Source organism: Limosilactobacillus reuteri (genome assembly GCF_002254085.1).
GTDB classification, from domain to species: Bacteria; Bacillota; Bacilli; order Lactobacillales; family Lactobacillaceae; genus Limosilactobacillus; species Limosilactobacillus reuteri_K.
On the sequence record NZ_NGPY01000077.1, the window covers coordinates 17,203 to 34,616 of the forward strand.

Annotated in this window: 14 protein-coding genes and 1 pseudogene; 10 read left to right on the forward strand and 5 right to left on the reverse strand. The window is 39.4% G+C overall.

Annotation, left to right across the window (positions count from 1 at the left end; all coding sequences use genetic code 11):
• Positions 1–557 precede the first annotated feature (557 nt).
• The 3 genes from CBG10_RS09650 (at position 558) to CBG10_RS09660 (ending at position 4,028) form a co-directional block, all read left to right on the forward strand.
• The gene (locus tag CBG10_RS09650; RefSeq protein ID WP_094512459.1) at positions 558–1,421 is read left to right on the forward strand and encodes a hypothetical protein; all 864 of its coding nucleotides are present in this window, start codon (positions 558–560) and stop codon (positions 1,419–1,421) included.
• Between the two features lie 142 nt (positions 1,422–1,563).
• Entirely contained in the window at positions 1,564–2,871 is a 1,308-nt protein-coding gene (locus CBG10_RS09655; protein ID WP_094502602.1) for a glycosyltransferase family 2 protein, read from the forward strand.
• A 14-nt stretch (positions 2,872–2,885) separates the two neighbouring features.
• Positions 2,886–4,028 (forward strand): glycosyl hydrolase family 8, encoded by a 1,143-nt coding sequence (locus CBG10_RS09660; RefSeq protein ID WP_094512460.1) that lies wholly within the window; start codon positions 2,886–2,888, stop codon positions 4,026–4,028.
• Here the strand turns inward: CBG10_RS09660 and CBG10_RS09665 are convergent.
• Positions 4,025–4,786 carry an NADPH-dependent oxidoreductase gene (locus CBG10_RS09665; RefSeq protein WP_003664708.1) on the reverse strand — a complete coding sequence of 254 codons (762 nt, stop codon included), beginning with the start codon at positions 4,784–4,786 and terminating at the stop codon, positions 4,025–4,027. The genes CBG10_RS09660 and CBG10_RS09665 overlap by 4 nt on opposite strands.
• Before the next feature lie 77 nt (positions 4,787–4,863).
• Complete coding sequence (locus CBG10_RS09670; protein ID WP_094512462.1) at positions 4,864–6,636, reverse strand: oleate hydratase; 1,773 nt, start codon at positions 6,634–6,636, stop codon at positions 4,864–4,866.
• A 154-nt stretch (positions 6,637–6,790) separates the two neighbouring features.
• On the opposite strand from CBG10_RS09670, the gene CBG10_RS09675 reads away from it, so the two are divergent.
• From CBG10_RS09675 to CBG10_RS09685, 3 genes are read left to right on the forward strand one after another with little or no spacing between them, the layout of a single operon-like run.
• Positions 6,791–8,134, forward strand: coding sequence for a TrkH family potassium uptake protein (locus tag CBG10_RS09675; RefSeq protein ID WP_094502605.1), 1,344 nt, complete (start codon positions 6,791–6,793; stop codon positions 8,132–8,134).
• Entirely contained in the window at positions 8,127–8,795 is a 669-nt protein-coding gene (locus tag CBG10_RS09680; protein WP_019252430.1) for a potassium channel family protein, read from the forward strand. Before CBG10_RS09675 ends, CBG10_RS09680 begins: the two co-directional genes overlap by 8 nt.
• An 18-nt stretch (positions 8,796–8,813) precedes the next feature.
• Positions 8,814–9,359: a class I SAM-dependent methyltransferase gene (locus tag CBG10_RS09685; RefSeq protein ID WP_094512463.1), complete on the forward strand. Its 546-nt coding sequence runs from the start codon at positions 8,814–8,816 to the stop codon at positions 9,357–9,359.
• Positions 9,360–9,626: 267 nt separating this feature from the next.
• Here CBG10_RS09685 and CBG10_RS09690 read toward each other — a convergent pair whose 3' ends face one another.
• Together CBG10_RS09690 and hemH are read right to left on the reverse strand one after the other, a co-directional pair.
• Positions 9,627–10,931 (reverse strand): Nramp family divalent metal transporter, encoded by a 1,305-nt coding sequence (locus CBG10_RS09690; protein WP_094512464.1) that lies wholly within the window; start codon positions 10,929–10,931, stop codon positions 9,627–9,629.
• 2 nt (positions 10,932–10,933) lie between these two features.
• Positions 10,934–11,866, reverse strand: a complete 933-nt coding sequence (gene hemH / locus CBG10_RS09695) for a ferrochelatase (protein WP_003664689.1) — start codon at positions 11,864–11,866, stop codon at positions 10,934–10,936.
• A 458-nt stretch (positions 11,867–12,324) separates the two neighbouring features.
• Between hemH and CBG10_RS09700 the strand changes: the two genes are divergently transcribed.
• Positions 12,325–13,239 (forward strand): PLP-dependent cysteine synthase family protein, encoded by a 915-nt coding sequence (locus CBG10_RS09700; RefSeq protein WP_094512466.1) that lies wholly within the window; start codon positions 12,325–12,327, stop codon positions 13,237–13,239.
• A gap of 192 nt (positions 13,240–13,431) precedes the next feature.
• Positions 13,432–13,968, forward strand: a pseudogene (locus CBG10_RS09705) (flavodoxin family protein).
• A gap of 56 nt (positions 13,969–14,024) precedes the next feature.
• Here the strand turns inward: CBG10_RS09705 and CBG10_RS09710 are convergent.
• Entirely contained in the window at positions 14,025–15,053 is a 1,029-nt protein-coding gene (locus CBG10_RS09710; protein WP_094502610.1) for a YeiH family protein, read from the reverse strand.
• A gap of 200 nt (positions 15,054–15,253) precedes the next feature.
• On the opposite strand from CBG10_RS09710, the gene CBG10_RS09715 reads away from it, so the two are divergent.
• Both CBG10_RS09715 and CBG10_RS09720 read left to right on the forward strand, forming a co-directional pair.
• Complete coding sequence (locus tag CBG10_RS09715) at positions 15,254–16,423, forward strand: RNA-guided endonuclease InsQ/TnpB family protein (RefSeq protein WP_094508470.1); 1,170 nt, start codon at positions 15,254–15,256, stop codon at positions 16,421–16,423.
• A 252-nt stretch (positions 16,424–16,675) separates the two neighbouring features.
• The gene (locus CBG10_RS09720) at positions 16,676–17,392 is read left to right on the forward strand and encodes an alpha/beta hydrolase (protein ID WP_094512467.1); all 717 of its coding nucleotides are present in this window, start codon (positions 16,676–16,678) and stop codon (positions 17,390–17,392) included.
• Positions 17,393–17,414: the final 22 nt, after the last annotated feature.

The following is a 17,414-nucleotide window of genomic DNA, read 5'->3' on the forward strand; positions in this document are numbered from 1 at the left end:
GATTTATGTGGGAAACACGTGATATTGTGATGATAATCACTGCTTGTGCATTAGGTGAACGCTAGATAAATAAGAGCTTTTTGCGAAAAACATTTAATCATCCTAAAGATTAGTTAACATTTTCACAACAGGTGTGATATAATACTTACAAACAAGGAACCTACTTGTTTATTTAAGTTAGATAAAAGACTCTTCATTGAAACAAAGCATCCCTTTATCCAATTAACATCAACAACATTATGTTTCATCGATGAGTTTACTAAGTTAAAAGCCTGATTTTTCCTGCACAGTTAAATCAGGCTTTTTTGTTTGCCTTAATTATTGTAGTTTTGCTTATCAACGTACAAAAATAAAACATATCTTATATGAATGTCTATAAATTTAAATATAGCAAAAAGTTATTTTTGGCAGGTAAATTTACCTGTTATAAAATGATAATTGTTTTCACAAATAAAGCGTAATCCCTTGTTTATCAAGCTTTTAAACTAGTGAAATGCTGAAAAAGGTGTGCTAAGATATTAGCTGCTAATTTATAGGAAGAAGGGGAGAAGATTCTTATGATTCGGCGACATGTTGTAGAATCGGGGCTTATTGCGCTTTGTGTAATATTGACTGCAATTGTGTTAATGATGTGGTGGGCATCCCAATACTCACATTTTATTACAACGGCGATGATGACTATGATCATTTTGGGCTTAGTGGTAGGGAGTTTAGTGCCAAATATCATTTTAACCTGGCTGATGATCGGACTAACAATTATTGGTAGTGCCATTTTATTGTTAGGGTATGTGGTAATGGATAATTCGATCAAAATAATGCTACTGTTTGCCTTTCCAATTACCGCAAGTTTGGTTTATTTCAGCCGTTACATTATTGGTGAGTGGGGCTGGATTGACCGAAATCGAGCAGAGATAGAAAGCTATGCGACCCACTATAATCAAATAGTAAAACTTCAGACGGCATATAATGCTAATAAGATTTATGAAAAGGAACTTCAATTCATTATTAAAGAACAAATTGCTGATTTATGGATTGATGTTACAGCGATTCACTGGGTTCATAATCAACAAATATGTCAATTTCATCATGATGACTATAACCATGCTCTTCAGCAAATTGCGAAAGTCTTAAAACGACGACGGTTACCATCTGAAGCCTTGTACTATTTAGAAGATGGTACTTTTTTAATTTTGTCATATCATTTGCCAGATATTACATTTGCTTATCAGAACCAAAGTACGCGTGCAGGACTTGATGAATTGCAAATTAATAATTCAACCCCCCAATTTAAATGGGGACATTTGAAGGTTGGTGATATCAATGTGACTTCATTTAGAAATCTGGAAAGCGTAATGCGGCATATTGAAAGAGACATGGAAACAGACCTTGTTGTTGAGTATTTAAGAGGTGTCCAGAAATAATGGTACGAATTTTCTTTTGGTTGGCGCTCGTGATTACCCTGATCTTTTTTGTTCAGGCATTAATATTTGCTGTTCTTCAGTGGGTGATTTATTTTCGTGTTGAACGGACGACACTAAATGTAAAAAGGGAAAGGAAAAAGCAATGATCGAGTTTGTAATGATTGTGACCCTGATCTCAATTTGGAGTTCGCTGTTAATGTCATCTATTACATTAGGTGGGGCTGTTCACTTTTGGCTTGAACATAGTAGAAAAATTGTGGATATTGTCCCATTGAAACGATATCCATTAATTACGATTGTCGTTCCCGCCCATAACGAAGCAGTAGTTATTGCTCAGACGACCCAAGCGATCCTTGAATTAAACTATCCAGCAGATAAGGTCGAATTATTAATCTTTGCGGATAATTGCAATGATCAAACTGTTCAACGGGCTCGAACGGTGCTACAACTGCCAAAATATGAAAAAAGAAAAGCAAAGGTAATAGAACGTCATGGTAGTGGTGGAAAAGCTGGCGTTTTAAACGATGCTCTTAAACTAGCTCACGGTGAATATATTGGCGTTTACGATGCCGATGCAATGCCGGAAAAAAACGCTCTGTATTTTTTAGTACGAAAAATCCTCGAAAATCCAACACGGTACGTCGCAGCATTTGGTCGGAACAAGACACGTAATGCTGAACAAAACTTTTTGACGAAGTGCATTAATCAAGAAATTATTGTTACCCAACGGATCCAGCACTGTGCAATTTGGCATTTATTTAAAATTGGCCGGATCCCAGGAACTAACTTTATCATTCAAAGTAAATATGTCCGTTCAATTGGGGGCTGGGCAAACGGAGCCTTAACAGAAGATACTGATATTTCATTTAAGATTATGCAAAGTGGCAAATTAATCGCGCTAGCTTATAATTCGGAAGCTTTTCAACAGGAACCAGAACGCCTGCATGATTATTACTATCAGCGTTTACGGTGGGCAAAGGGAAACTACCAAGTTGTCCTTAAAAATTTCAAGTACCTCTTTAGAAGGAGCAATTGGCGAGTAAAGTTAGAAACTTTTTATTATTCCTGTACTTTTTTCTGGTTTAATGCGGCAATCGTCCTTTCTGATGCGATCTTTTTAGCGAATGTAGGCTTTTGGATTGTTCATCTTTTCAATCCACAGGTAATGATTCCCTTTACATTCGGGGAAAGCAACATCCTAATCGCCCAACTTTTGCTTTTTAATTGGTTATTAATGATAATCTTGTATATTTTACAAATCACAACAGCAGCAGCTACGCAATTTGGGCAAGCGACGAATAAGCAAATCTGGTTAGCGCTTGCTTCATACTTTACCTATTCGCAATTATTTGTAATTGTTTCGATTCATGCGGTAATCTCAGTTGCACTTGATCGACTATTACGACGTGACGGGACAAAATGGGTAAAGACTAAGCGGTTTGCTGACTAATAAGGGGATTGGTTATGAAACGTCCAGTATATATTTGGCTTTTTACGCTCGTTGTTGCAGTTATTTATATTGCAACGCTCGCGTTTGTCAGAATAAAGAATCCTGAACATATTCAGTATGAAGATTATCGGCGGTGGCAGGCAGCGTATTTAGTCCGCAAAAATAGTAAGCAAACTTATGTTAATACCAGCAACGATCAAAAGCATCCAGTTGCATTATCGGAAGGACAAGGCTATGGACTGCAAGTAGTATCTCGCGCTGCTGAAAAGGGCTGGGCAAGTGAAAATGACTTTGATAAGTTACTTAACTATTACCTTGCACATCGCAATTATGTTGGTGAACACCATGACCACCTAACTTACTTGATGGCCTGGCGTCAGTCTTATAATAAAAAGGGGCAATGGGTCGATGATCATAATAGTGCGACTGATGGTGATCTTTATATTGCTGCGGCTCTTCACCGGGCTGCAAAAGTTTGGCCGCAAAAGGCACCTTATTATCATAAGCTAGAGCAACAGATTGCCACTGATATCTTGAAATATGAATATAACCCAACCACGCACATGCTAACAGTGGGTGATTGGGTTACAAAGGATTCTAAGTTTTATTATTTATTGCGAACCTCAGATGTAATGCCGACAGTTTTTGATCATTTATACGATTGTACTCACGATTCAAGGTGGCAGATGATCAAAAATAATATGCTTGACCGGCTGGCTGCATTAAGCAAACTGCATCAAACAGGGCTAGTACCTGACTTTGCCTGGGCTCGACCAGGGAGTACCAAACCAGTGGGGCCGAATACGGTTGCTGGAAAATATGATGGAGACTATAGTGCGAATGCTTGTCGAGTTCCAATGATGTTGGCAAAAAGCAATGATCCACGGGCTCAGAAAGTCTTAAATAAAATGATGAGGTTCTTCAGTGAACAGTATTATATTACAGCCGGTTATTCATTAAACGGTCACCGATTGGTTAAATATCAATCAAATAGTTTCAGTGCGCCGATTTTTTATGCGGTTAGCTGCAATCGTAATGAAGGGTATGATAATCTATTTGCTAGTCAAAAACATATCTTTAGCAAACCGTTAACAGAGAAAAATTATTATGACGCAACCTTAACGACATTAGCTGCTCTCGAGGGGATGAACAATTAATCGATTCCTTCATCAGTGCAAAGGCCTTGTTGGTGTAAAACCTTCATGATCTCATCACGTTTAGTATAGTGACGATCGAGTTTAGCCCCGGCAATCTGGTTGGTGAAGGAATCAATTCGCCGGTTAGCATCACGAAGATCATAGTAGGTAGTAACTTCTTGATCATAATCGCTTAAGTCACTGAGCTTGATCTCTTTTGGATAGTCATTATCAAATGCGATAAATTTTAATGGCAGGCGGGGTTTTAGTTGCGGTTCTTGGTCAGGGACACCGATTTGTAAGCCTAAAACTGGGAAAGTCATTTTAGGAAGATTAAGGACTTCGATGATTTTTTGCGGATCATTTTTTATTGAACCGAGGGGAACGACACCGAGGCCCATACTCTCAGCAGCAGTAATCATGTTTTGGGCAGCCATGATTGCATCATCAAGGCCTTGGAAGAAAATATCAGCGGTATGTAAACGGCCATCATCCTTGCCCTTTTGCTGTCGTATTTGTTGGTTACGATAAAGGTCAACTAACAAAATGAACAGGTCACCGTTTGCGCCGACATACGGTTGCTTACTAATTTCTCTGATTGCGGCCCGTTTATCTGGATCAGTAATGTGCATAATTGACATCTGCTGCATAAACATACTAGTTGGCGTATGACTAGCAACAGAGTAAAGAGTATTCAATTGTTCTGTTGAAAGAGTTGTGGGCTTAAAGGCCCGAATTGTACGATGGTTTAATTGGTGCTTAATCGTTTCATTGGTCATAAAAAAGACTCCTTTATATTAAATTGAAGGGAGTGGGACAAAAGTAGAGATACCTAATGCCTCACTCCCTTAGTTTTTTAAAGTAAATGTTGTTCTTCCATTAATTCGCCAATCCAGTTCTTCTTGATTTTCTTGAGCAGTGGTTTCTCAACAATCTTTGGAATTGGAAGATCCATTTCTTCAAGCGGCTTTTTATCGTTCATATAGTACATTGCCCGCATCAATTCGCGAATATCATAGATCGAATTAAAGACTTCTGGTACCCCGCGATCAACGTTGAGGAGACTATAAACAGCTTCCATCGCCGTCCGGACTGAATATTCAGTTGTAAAGACGGTATCTCGAGTTGGCGATTCGGCAAAGTTACCAATGAAGGCCAAGTTAGCTGACCCCTTAGGAACAACATCAGGACGATCACCTTTTACTCGCGGCATGAAGTAGCTAGTAACGAATGGCATATAAACAGGGACAGTATTAACCGACTCTTCTTTTGCTAAATCGTCAATTAAAGCTTCTGGAACACCGAGATGGTAGAGCCATTCTTTAGTAATTTCTTCCCCAGTACAGTCAACAATTCGTTTCTTGATATAATTACCTTCTGTATCAGAATAGAGGCCATAGATCCACACGATGGTTTCATTTGGCTTTTGACTCTTAAAATGAGGTTGCCGGTGGATAGTCCAACTCATCATCCAATTAGAATCAGTGACGGTGATAATTCCGCCAGTGTTTACCTTTCCATCATGAAGGTCACGCTTAGTTAGTCGTTCAATGTACGGTTCAATTTGTGGATTCTTAACGGTCGCAGTTGCAGAAATGAACCAACTGCGGTTAGGAATGTTTTTACAAAAGACATCCGGGTGACCGAATGCTGGCGATTGTTTAGCAATATTTTCCCATAATTTCCAGCTGCCACCAAGGGCACGGGTTGGTTGCGCCACTTGATGGTGACTCCCATAGTTTGAACTTTCCGTGATTGAACCATTGGTAACAAATACCAGGTCATCGTCCGTTAAGTTGATCGTTTTATCTTCGCCACCCTGTTTAAGAATGATCTTTTTAGCGTGTTTTTCGCCATTCTTAGTATCAACCAGGATGTTTTGAACCTGTGTATCATATTCAAACTTAACCCCATGATCTTTGAGGTATGCAAGCAATGGTTTGGTCATTGATTCATACTGGTTGTACTTATTGAATTTAAGAGCAGTAAAGTCAGGCAAACCGTCAATGTGGTGGATAAATCGCATTGCGTACCGCCGCATTTCTGCTAACGAATGCCACTTCTCAAAAGCAAACATGGTTGACCAATAAATCCAGAAGTTACTCTTGAAGAAGTCCTCAGAGAAGTAATCACCGATCGTTAAGTCGCCGAGCTGATCTTCAGGTGTAAGGATCAGTTTCATCAATTCCTTAGTTGACTTTCCAAGAAGGTATTTGCCGTCAGTAGGAACCTCATTGCCCCGTTTATAAGTTAAGCGACAATTTGAACTATTTGGATCATCCTTATCTAGCCAATAATATTCATCAAGATAAGATGCGCCAGGGATTTCCAAGGATGGAATTGAACGATACATATCCCACATACATTCAAAGTGGTTTTCCATTTCGCGACCACCACGAGTGACAAAGCCAACATCGGGGCGGTCTTGACCATCTAAGGAACCACCAGCAATTGGTAACTCTTCAAAAATATGGATGTTTTCGCCTGGCATTTGGGCGTCACGAATTAAGAAGACAGCCGCAGAAAGACCTGCTAAACCGGCACCAACAATGTAAGCATGTTTTTGATCTATTCCCGCTGGTTTACGGGGACGAGCAAATGCTTCATAATTTCCGTTTGAATAGTACATAAAAGGATCTCCTTTCAGGAAAAGCAATCAGGTAATCTACAATTATATTGTAGCGCTTTCTATAGATGATTTCCCGGGAAATAAAATAATAGTTTAGAATTTAACAAAAACGCTTATAATTAGTTGAGTAATATTAATACGAGGAAGGATAAAAGTGATTGAAATAAATAAACATAAATATACATTTCCCAAAATCCTGACATTTGGGTTCTTGATTGTGATTTTTATGGGAACAATATTGCTTTCTTTGCCGTTTGCGACACGACCAGGAGAAACGACAAATTTTATGACTGCTTTCTTCACTTCAACGAGTGCAACCTGTGTAACTGGATTAACTCTTGTTAGTACAGCTCATCATTGGACATTATTTGGTCAGATTGTAATTGCAGTCTTGATGGAAGTAGGTGGATTGGGCTTTATGACATTCGCGGTCATGATGTCACTTTTGGTGCGGCAACGAATGCGAATGTCGACACGATTGCTAACTCAAGAAGCACTTAATCTTGACCACTTATCTCAATTGAACGTGGTTTACCTTATCATTCGGCTTTCATTACTTATCCAATTAGCGGGTGGAATATTTTTATTTTTTGACTTTTATCCGCGTTATGGACTCAGCAAGGGAATATGGTTTAGTATTTTTCACTCAATCTCAGCCTTTTGTAATGCCGGTTTTGACTTGTTTGATAATAGTATGGCAAACTATGCTAATGATCCTTATATGCTATGTGTGCTTGCTGTTTTGATTATTGCCGGCTCACTTGGTTTCTTAGTATGGAAAGACATTTTGAATTATCCTAAATATCACCGGCTATCCTTGCATACGCAGTTGGCGTTACGTACTGGAGCAGTTTTATTCGTTGTTTCTGTGATTGTTTACTTTATTACCGAGAAGAACTTAGCGCAATTAAGTGACAAATTAAGTTTTTCCAACCGGATTCTTAATACTATTTTTATGGCAATCACTCCACGAACTGCTGGCTTAATTACTTTTCCTTATACTGATTTAAGCGCTGCCGGCCTCGCGTTTACTGTTATTTTGATGTTTATCGGAGGAACGCCGGGGTCAACTGCTGGGGGTGTTAAAACCACAACAATCGGTCTATTGACGATTCAGAGTTTTGCAACCCTGCGTGGTCAACGGGATACGACTTTTGCCCATCGCCGTTTTACCCAGGAAAATATTTATCGGGCATTGACATTATTATTTGTTGCTTTGTTTATCTTGCTTGTATCAATTTTAGTCCTTGCTGAAACACAGGATTTGCCAGAACATGATTCGTTAGCGTATGTTACTTTTGAGGCGGTGGCAGCTTTTGGTACTACGGGGATTTCATTAGGGATTACAACTAACCTTAACCTGTTAGGGCAACTGATTATTATGTTTTTGATGTTTGTTGGCCGGGTCGGGATTTATACTGTAATGTTCTCAATCCTAAATGCAAGTACAGCAGCGAAGAATTATCGTTATCCAGAGGAGAGTGTGTTAATTGGCTAAAAAAGAAAGTTATGCTGTTATTGGAATTGGACAATTTGGGGCCTCAATATGTGAAGCCTTAGTTCAGGCTGGTCAAGAAGTATTGGCGATTGATGCGAATGAAGAAGTGGTAAATGAATTTGCAGGGTCAGTTATGAGGGCGGTAATTGCGGACGCGCAAGATGAGGATGCTCTGCGTGACCTTGATATCGGTAGTTTTGATCATGTGTATATTTCAATCGGAAAAAATGTTGAAGCAAGTATCATGGCCACGCTAATTGCCAAAGAACTCGGGGCACCAGATGTAATTTGTCGGGCTGAAAATGTTAATCATGCGCGCGTTTTAGAACGAATTGGCGCAGATATGGTTGTTCGTCCAGAGCATGATTTAGCTAAGCGACTTATTTTCCAACAACTAAATCCAAGCGTCGTCGATTATGTCACCTTGAGTAAGGAAATAACATTGGCGGAAGTAAATATTAATAATCCAAAGTTCTTTAATAAGACCTTAGACGAACTGGATTTTCGTAATCGTTATAATGTCAATGTGATTATCATTGTTAGTAAGGATGATGAAGTTAATCAAATGCCGCAAGCTAATGATGTTATTCAACCGCACGATAAAATCACAGTTGTTGGGCAGTTAAAGGATATTCGGAAGCTAAACGATATTGTTAGTTAAAATAATGGGTGAAGAGAATTGATAGTCGTTATTGGGATCGTAATTGTTATAGTTGTTGGAATTATTGGATGGTTGATCTGGCAAAGGCAACAGGTCTGGAAAAAGATAAGTACTGATTTATCGATACGCGGGGATGTTCAAATCCTTGATATGAGCATTGGCAACGGAAAAACGTTTATTAACCTTGCCAAGCAATTGACTGCTCCCGGCAAAATTATGGGAATAGTTAAAAATGAAAAGCAAGTACAGCAAGTAAAAGAACTGATCAAAGAAGAGGCAGTAGCTGATCGTGCGAAAGTAGAATTGACTGATAACACTAATTTGCCTTTCGCTGATCATCAGTTTGACTATGTTCTGATTAGTAATTTGCAGCAGGTGAAACCAGCAATTACGCAAGGGCGTGTTTTGCAAGAGGCGATAAGGGTTCTCGCTTTTAAGGGAACCATCGTGATTACTGCTACTACTGTGCAACGTTATCGTCAACTACTGGAATATTATCGGTTTAAAGATATTAAAGTTAAACAAATAGGTGGACAGCGCGTGATGATCGCGCGACGAAACTAAAATAAAGAAGCAGGGTTTGAACATAAATACCGTTCAGCCCTGCTTCTTTAATTCAGTTGTAAAATGAGATTGATAAAAGCGTCACACCGAAGATAAAATTTTTTAATATCAAATTACTCTCCCAAAAGTAAATAGTGCCCAGTCTTTTATTGCATCAAAAATTACAACAAAATTTATTATTATCTTACAATATTTGATTGCTTTTTTAAACACTGATAACTGAAAATAAGGGTATCTATCTATTGGGTTTATAATGATAAACAAAAATTATACCAACACCAGCAAGTTCAACCCCGTGACCAAACTAGCTAAAACATAGCCAAGGACGGTTTGCCATGGTGAATTAACGTGTGGTCCCATCAGTTTCTTATTGCCCGTCAAAGCAACAAGGGGATAGAGCGTAAATGGTAAGGCAATACTCAGAACAATCTGGGCATAAATGATGAGTTGCTCAAATTGCTCTTCATTAAAATTGATCATGAAGCCGATAATTAGGATTGGCACTAAGGTAACCGCTCGGGTGAGGAGGCGCCGTTTCCAGAGTGGAAGGCGAATATTGATAAATCCTTCCATGACAATTTGACCGGCCAAGGTGCTAGTGATTGAGGAGATTAAACCAGTTACCAAAAGAGCAAAGGCAAAGAGCCAACTCATTAATGGACTTGCTAGAGTACCAACGATATGGGGATTTTTTAGCCCGAAAAAGACGTCCTCAAGACTACCGAGACTTGCCGCATGAAAGAAGAGGGTTCCACCAAGGATAAGCAGAAGGGCGTTGGCGATGAAGGCCGCAAAAAGATGAATTAATGAATCCCAGTTAGCAAAACGGAGCGTTTCTTTGACTTGCTTTGGATCATGTTCATCGTAGCGTCGACTTTGTGCCAGGGAGGAATGAAGGTAAATATTATGAGGCATAATCGTGGCACCGACAATCCCTAAACTAATTAGCAACTCACTGTGATTAGTAAAAATTGTGGAACGGGGAACAAAACCGTCCATGATTGCGGAAAATTCAGGGTGGGCCCGACAAACTTCAATCGCAAAGATGGCACCGACAACCAGAATGGCAGTTAAAACGATAAATTCAATTCGGCGAATCCCAAAGTGGAGGAAGAAAAGGACTACTAAAACGTCCGCAATTGTTAACAGCACCCCGATAAGCAATGGCAGCTTGAATAACATGTTTAAAGCGACAGCAGTCCCAACAACTCCGGTTAAGTCAGTTGCCATCATCGCTATTTCATTAAATAACCACAGGACAATCCGCAGGGGAGTAGGCAAACGTCGCGCAATCGCCTGAGCGAGGTCGGTTCGGGTGGTAACGCCGAGTTTGATTGATAAAGACTGCATATACATAGCGATTAAAATGGCGGTAAAAAGGACCGCTAATAGTTGGTAACGGTATTGGCTACCACCGGCAAGAGATGTTAACCAGTTTCCTGGGTCCATATAACCAACGGCGACTAAAGCACCCGGACCACTATAGGCGAGAAACTTTTGCCAAAATGCACTTTGATAGACATTTGGAACATCAACACTTCCATTGATTTCGTCTAAACTTTTTCGTTCCATTTTTATCCCTTTCGTTGCACAAGATCAGTAATAAACTGAGCAAATTCTGGTGAGTCATTGAGCGAAGGCACCATTACAAGGTTATTTCCGCCATTTTCACGAAAGACCTGATAGTTTTGCACTTGATCTTCTTCTAATGTTTCTAAACAGTCCGCCACAAATGATGGAGCGACGACTAACACATCACGATGTCCAAGTTGTGCCTCATTAAGCAGCGTGTTCCGGAGGTAAGGTTTTAACCATGGCATTGGGCCAAACTTAGATTGGTAAGCCATCTTAATTTGCTTTTCAGGAATGTCAAGACGTTTAATTAGTTCCGCGGTGGCCGCTTCGGTTTCATCGCGATAAGGATCACCATGATTAACCATAGCTGTCGGAATTCCATGATACGAAATAAGTAATTTATCATATTTTCCTCTATCCCATGCCGTTTGAATTTGCTTAGCCAATAAGTCTAAATAATCTTCTTCGGCCGAGAAACGATCAATTATTTTCGCTTCTGGATCAGCATCCTTTACCTTGTCAATAACCGTTTGGGTTGTACTTTTAGTAAAAAAAGGGAAGAGCGGCAAAACTGTAATATTTTGACATTCCTTTTTCATTTCGGTAATTGTATCGCTAATTTTAGGCTTGCCATAGGTCATTGCCATTTTGACAACCCACTCCGGCATTAATTCCTGAACCTTAGCAACCAACCGTTCTGTGTAGACAATCAATGGAGACCCATCTTTTGTCCAGCAATTACGATAAAAAGTCGCTGATCGCCATGACCGAGTTGGAAGAATAATCCCACGAAGGAGTGGCTGCCATAATGCTGGGGGCATTTCAATAACATTCCGATCGCTCAGAAATTCTTTCAAATAACGTTTAACGTCGGGAGTTGTTGGCGTATCGGGTGAACCGAGATTGACTAATAGTAGTCCATTCTTTTTCATAGGTATCGCTCCTGCTTTATAAAATAATTCTTTTTTATTTTACACCTGTCCATATAAATTTTCTTGACAACTTACTTTTAACTAGTTATTATTACTGTAATTTGAAATACGAGGAAATTACCAATGGAAAACAATTATTTTGTTAACGCAAATACTTGTTGTTGTGAATCGCGTCTTATGCGACTCACTTTTTGGTATACTCATTTTTAATTGAATTACTATCAAGTTGATAACACATAAGGCGAGGCTGAGAAAAAACTTTTGTTTTTTCAACAGCCTCGTTTTTTATAGGTATATTGTTACGATATCGTGGAACTAGCTTCGCGTCGCCACAAGGCTCGAGGCTAAGTTCGAACGATAATCAGCCCGTGTCGTGCTAATCACCGTTCTATCCTTAGCCCACCGCCTTGTCGAGGAGGTTAATTCCCACTTACTTTTCTGAGGAAGAAGGAACTATTATGTTAGTTGAAAATACTTATGATTTGATTGGTCACACCCCCTTGATGCACTTGCCGATGAAGACTCCGAATGACGTTAATATTTATGCTAAGCTCGAAATGTTTAACCCAGGTGGCAGTATCAAGGATCGTTTGGGGATGGCGCTAATCCAGCGAGGAATGGAAGAAGGAAAAATAAAAGATACAACGACAATCATCGAGCCAACTGCCGGAAATACAGGGATTGGAGTCGCTTTAGCAGCACTAAAATACCATTTACTAGTTAAATTAGTGGTACCAGAAAAGTTTAGTTTTGAAAAGCAAACATTAATGCGTGCGTTGGGAGCCGAAGTGATTAATACCCCGAGTGAAAAAGGGATCAAAGGAGCAATTGCGGCTGCAAAAGAATTGGCTGCTGAAATCGGGGATGCGTACGTGCCTTTACAATTCCAGAATCCAGCGAATCCTGATGTTTATCAGCACACCTTAGGACCAGAAATTTTAGCTGACCTTACTAATAAACCGCTGGCGGCCTTTGTAGCTGGTGCAGGAAGTGGTGGCACTTTTGCGGGGATTCAAAAGGCGCTCCAAGATGTTTACTCAGGATTGAAAGGCTATATTGTTGAACCAGCCGGATCGATTTTAAATGGTGGCCCAGCCCATCGTCACCGTACAGAAGGAATTGGAGTGGAGTTTATTCCACCATTTTTCAAGGATTTAGATTATACCGGGGTAAAAACGATCAGTGATGATGATGCCTTTTACTATGTACGGTGGGTTGCTAAACATCTCGGTCTATTCATTGGTAGTTCTAGCGGAGCAGCCTTGGCGGCAAGTTTGGCGGTAGCAAGGGAATTACCAGCAGAGGCTAATTTGGTAACGATCTTCCCTGATTCTAGCGAACGCTACTTGAGTGAACATATATATGAGGTTTAGAACATGAATATTTTTCATTTCATTACAGACCGCTCATATATTAAGAAAGGGCGAAATTCTTACCATTTTGATTGGCTAAAGCTTCTCGTTTGGTGGCGTTAATGCACTTTAACTATGCTTTCATATACAGGTTTTCTATTTTTAATTTAACTTGATTATTACTATAATTAAGTAAGAAAGGATGCGGTAGTAATGAAAATTGTTGTACTAACAGGTAGTCCACACCATCCGGGAACCTCGTAGCAATTAGCGGATGCTTTTGTTAAAGGAGCTTCTGCGGCTGGAAATGAAGTTTATCGATTTGATGCAGGTCGGCGAGTTAATGAATTTTCGATGATTAAGTTAGCGGATAACCATCTAGGACAAGAGATGGCGATTGAACCAAGCGATATAATTACTAAAGAAGTGATGCCGAAGCTACTAGACGCCGATATGGTTGTCCTCGTTAGTTCGCTTTATTATTATGGGATTAACGTAGCACTAAAGGCAGTAATCGATCGTTTTTACAACTATAACCACAAACTTCATGGTAATAAAAAAGCAGTTACTCTAGTAAGCGGATATGGTTAAGAAGACGCATTTGCTTCCCTTAATCTCTATTTTGACCAATTATTAAACTATATGCGGTGGGATAAAGTAGGCAGTGTTTTGGCAGCCGATTCATGGAATGAACAAAAATTGGCTAAACACGTTGAAGAAGCGTATGACTTAGGCAAATCAATTAGATAATGAAAAAACGTTAAATCTGGGGAATAATAATCCTTGATTTAACGTTTTGTTAGTTTTTAGAAGAATAACTTACTCATTACAATCATAAATACTAATAAGCAAACTGAACTAATTGCGGCAGCTCCGAAAACAGCACCGCCACGCTTAAAGATAACCTTAAAGTTAACGGAAACACCAAGAGCAGCCATGGCCATTCCCAAGAAAATATAAGCAGCTTGTACAAGCGCGTCGAGAAAGGCAGGAGAGAAAGGAAGAAATGTTCCTAATACACTCGTTAGGATAAAACCGCCTAAGAACCATGGAATAGGAAGTTTCTTTGGTTCTTTAGTGTGTTCTTCTTCACTTTCTTTGACTAGACGATGTTGATACCAGTAACCGACAATTAATGCAACCGGTGCAAGTAAAAGGACCCGTGAAAGCTTCATAATTAAAGCATTATCGAGACTTGCTTCGCCAAATGCACCACCGGCAGCAACAGCATGAGCAATTTCGTGTAATGATCCCCCGGCAACAATTCCAAATTGCGGATCACTTAGTCCAAGCAGTGGTTTTATTCCAATTTCGATTAGGGTAAAAACTGTTCCCATTACACAAACAACGGCAACTGCAAGAACTTCATTTTCGCGTTTTCGTTCTTCATCAGTTGCTTCAATTTGTGGTGAAACTCCCATTACGGCAGCAGCACCACAGATTCCGCAACCACATGCTGATAAGATAGCCAATTCATCTTCAGCCCCAAACTTACGGCTTAACCAGTAAGTAAGGATAATGGTTCCAGTAACGCCGACAGCTGCAACTAAAATCGTTTTAACACCTGCAGCGGCGAGCTTTTCAAGGTTCAAACGGAAACCAAGTAAGATAATTCCCAGTCGTAAGAACTTATTTGAGATAAACCCAATTCCACCTGCAGCTTCAGTCCTAATACTCGATGGTACTACTTGCATTGCAATACCTAGGAGCAAGGCGATAACCAAGGCCCCAATAAGATTAACGTAGGGGAGCTTAGCTAAAAGTACTCCCGCAACGGAACAGATTAAAGTCATTACAGCAGCTAGCCAAAATGACCTAGTCTTCATGATACTCATAAGATTCTCTAACCTCCATAAAATAATATCCTTTATAACTTTAACAAAAGTGACTTAATAAACAAGGGGAAAACAAAGAGAAAGCCTTCTCATTACAAATAAAATTTACTGATATAAATTAGGCAGAAAGCCCGTGACTTTAGTCATGGGATGAAAGCCTTTATTTTGCTATAATTTGATTACGGAAAGGGGGTGAAAAGATGCTAAAAGGCATTAAGATTCGTTTATATCCAAACGAAAATCAAAAAGATAAACTATGGCAAATGTTTGGTAATAACCGCTTTGTTTGGAATCAAATGTTAGGAATGGCTAAGCAACGCTATCAAAACAATCCAAGTAGCCAATTTATAAATGGCTATCAAATGGATGCTTTGTTAAAACGATTAAAACAAGAATATCCGTTCTTGAAGGATAGCGATTCATCAAGCTTACAAATTGTTAATCATAATCTTGATCAAGCATTTAAAATGCTATTTAAGCATCGTGGTGGTTATCCGCAGTTTAAGAGTAGACGGACAGCTAAACAAGCATATACGGGAAAATCTACGATTTCTGTGGTTGCTAAGCGTTACTTAAAATTGCCAAAGTTAGGCGTTATCAAGTCTAGCAAAACTAATCAATTAACTAACTGTAAAATTAAACGTTATACTGTTAGCCATGATGCTACTGGTCGGTATTATCTATCGTTACAGTTAGAAGCACCAAAACCACTCTCACTACCTAAAACAGGTAAAAAAGTTGGCATTGATGTTGGAATAGCTGATTTAGCAATTAGTTCTGATGGAGAAAAGTTTGGTACTTTTAATGCTAAATGGTTAGAAAGACAAGCGCTCGTTTGGCAAAGCAAATATGCCAAGCGTAAATATTTAGCAACGATTGCCCAAAGGCAATGGAATCATAACCATAAAACGGTTAAAGAAGAACTGGATGACTATCAAAACTGGCAACGGGCACGAAAACAAAAGGCTCGCTATCAGCAACGGATAGCAAATAAGCGAAAAGACTACTTGCATAAGCTAACAACTAATTTGGTGAAAAAGTATGACGTGATTGTCATTGAAGATTTGAAAGCCAAGAACCTTCAAAAGAATCATCATCTAGCTAAATCAATTGCTAATGCAAGTTGGTACCAATTCCGAGCGATGCTTGAATACAAATGTGCTTGGTATGGTAAGAAGCTAGTAACTGTTAAGCCAAATCTTACAACACAAACCTGCCACCAATGTGGCTTTGTGATGGGGAAACATGGTAGTTCCAAGATTGTTCTTGGCGAAGAAGAATGGACCTGTCCTAAGTGTGGGATTCATCATGATAGAGATATTAATGCGGCAGTTAATATCTTAAACAAGGGAATAGACGCTATTGGCTAGGAACTAGCCATGGTAAAAGAGTGAAGTTCCGTAAGTTAGGTATTGTGAATACACATGTAAAAACCTAAATACTACTTCATGTTCCCAGAAACCACCGACTTTAGTCGGTGTGTAGTTCATTGGTAGATTGTTAATATAGTTAAATTATTTTTTAGCAATGTGTTTTACTAATCTTTATCGATTTTATGTTTATACTATAAGGTATAGCATTGCTTTGTGCTTAAAATAGTAGAAATAAACAGAGGTGTAAAAATGGATTTTCAAAATATAAAATTAACACAACCACACTCTTCTCTTGATATTTACCACAGTAAAACGGACCGTGCATTACCAGCAATCGTGATTTTGCCTGGCGGGAGCTATAACCAGATTATGGAACGTGACTCTGAACGTGTTGCGTTAACTTTTGCAACTCACGCATGGCAAACATTTGTCGTTCGCTATCCAGTACTTGAACATAAAAATTATGAACAAGCAAAGATTGCTGTTGCTCAAGCGTTTGATTATATTACAACTCATGCGGAAGAATTAGATGTTAACACTCAGCAACTGGGGATCATCGGTTTCTCGGCTGGTGGGCAGGTTGCTGCAGCTTACAGTAATGCGTCAGCTTCAAAAGCAAAATTTGCTGCATTAGGGTATCCGGTTATCCAACCTACAATTGATGAACGAATGGGGGTAACAACAGAGAATGTTGCAAACCTAGTTACGGCCCAAACACCGCCAACATTTATGTGGGGATCAATTAAGGACAAGGTGACACCATTTGTGGATCATTTACACGTTTACGTCGATGCCTTGGTTAAGCATGATGTGCCATTTGAACTTCACGAATTTAGTACGGGCGGACACGGAATTGCCCTGGCTAATGAGTATACGGGAATCGTCAATGATGACCGTGTTGATGAACACATGGGTAAATGGTTCCCGCTGTTTTTAGAGTGGTTTACAGAATTACATTTAGGATAAGGAAAAGAGATTAGGATAATAA

Bases quoted from the DNA above. Each gene is read 5' to 3' on its own strand.
- CBG10_RS09650 (WP_094512459.1), top strand. From the start codon at position 558: ATGATTCGGCGACATGTTGTAGAATCGGGGCTTATTGCGCTTTGTGTA.
- CBG10_RS09670 (WP_094512462.1), bottom strand. From the start codon at position 6,636: ATGTACTATTCAAACGGAAATTATGAAGCATTTGCTCGTCCCCGTAAA.
- CBG10_RS09665 (WP_003664708.1), bottom strand. From the start codon at position 4,786: ATGACCAATGAAACGATTAAGCACCAATTAAACCATCGTACAATTCGG.
- hemH (WP_003664689.1), bottom strand. From the start codon at position 11,866: ATGAAAAAGAATGGACTACTATTAGTCAATCTCGGTTCACCCGATACG.
- CBG10_RS09715 (WP_094508470.1), top strand. From the start codon at position 15,254: ATGCTAAAAGGCATTAAGATTCGTTTATATCCAAACGAAAATCAAAAA.
- CBG10_RS09655 (WP_094502602.1), top strand. From the start codon at position 1,564: ATGATCGAGTTTGTAATGATTGTGACCCTGATCTCAATTTGGAGTTCG.
- CBG10_RS09660 (WP_094512460.1), top strand. From the start codon at position 2,886: ATGAAACGTCCAGTATATATTTGGCTTTTTACGCTCGTTGTTGCAGTT.
- CBG10_RS09710 (WP_094502610.1), bottom strand. From the start codon at position 15,053: ATGAGTATCATGAAGACTAGGTCATTTTGGCTAGCTGCTGTAATGACT.
- CBG10_RS09720 (WP_094512467.1), top strand. From the start codon at position 16,676: ATGGATTTTCAAAATATAAAATTAACACAACCACACTCTTCTCTTGAT.
- CBG10_RS09700 (WP_094512466.1), top strand. From the start codon at position 12,325: ATGTTAGTTGAAAATACTTATGATTTGATTGGTCACACCCCCTTGATG.
- CBG10_RS09690 (WP_094512464.1), bottom strand. From the start codon at position 10,931: ATGGAACGAAAAAGTTTAGACGAAATCAATGGAAGTGTTGATGTTCCA.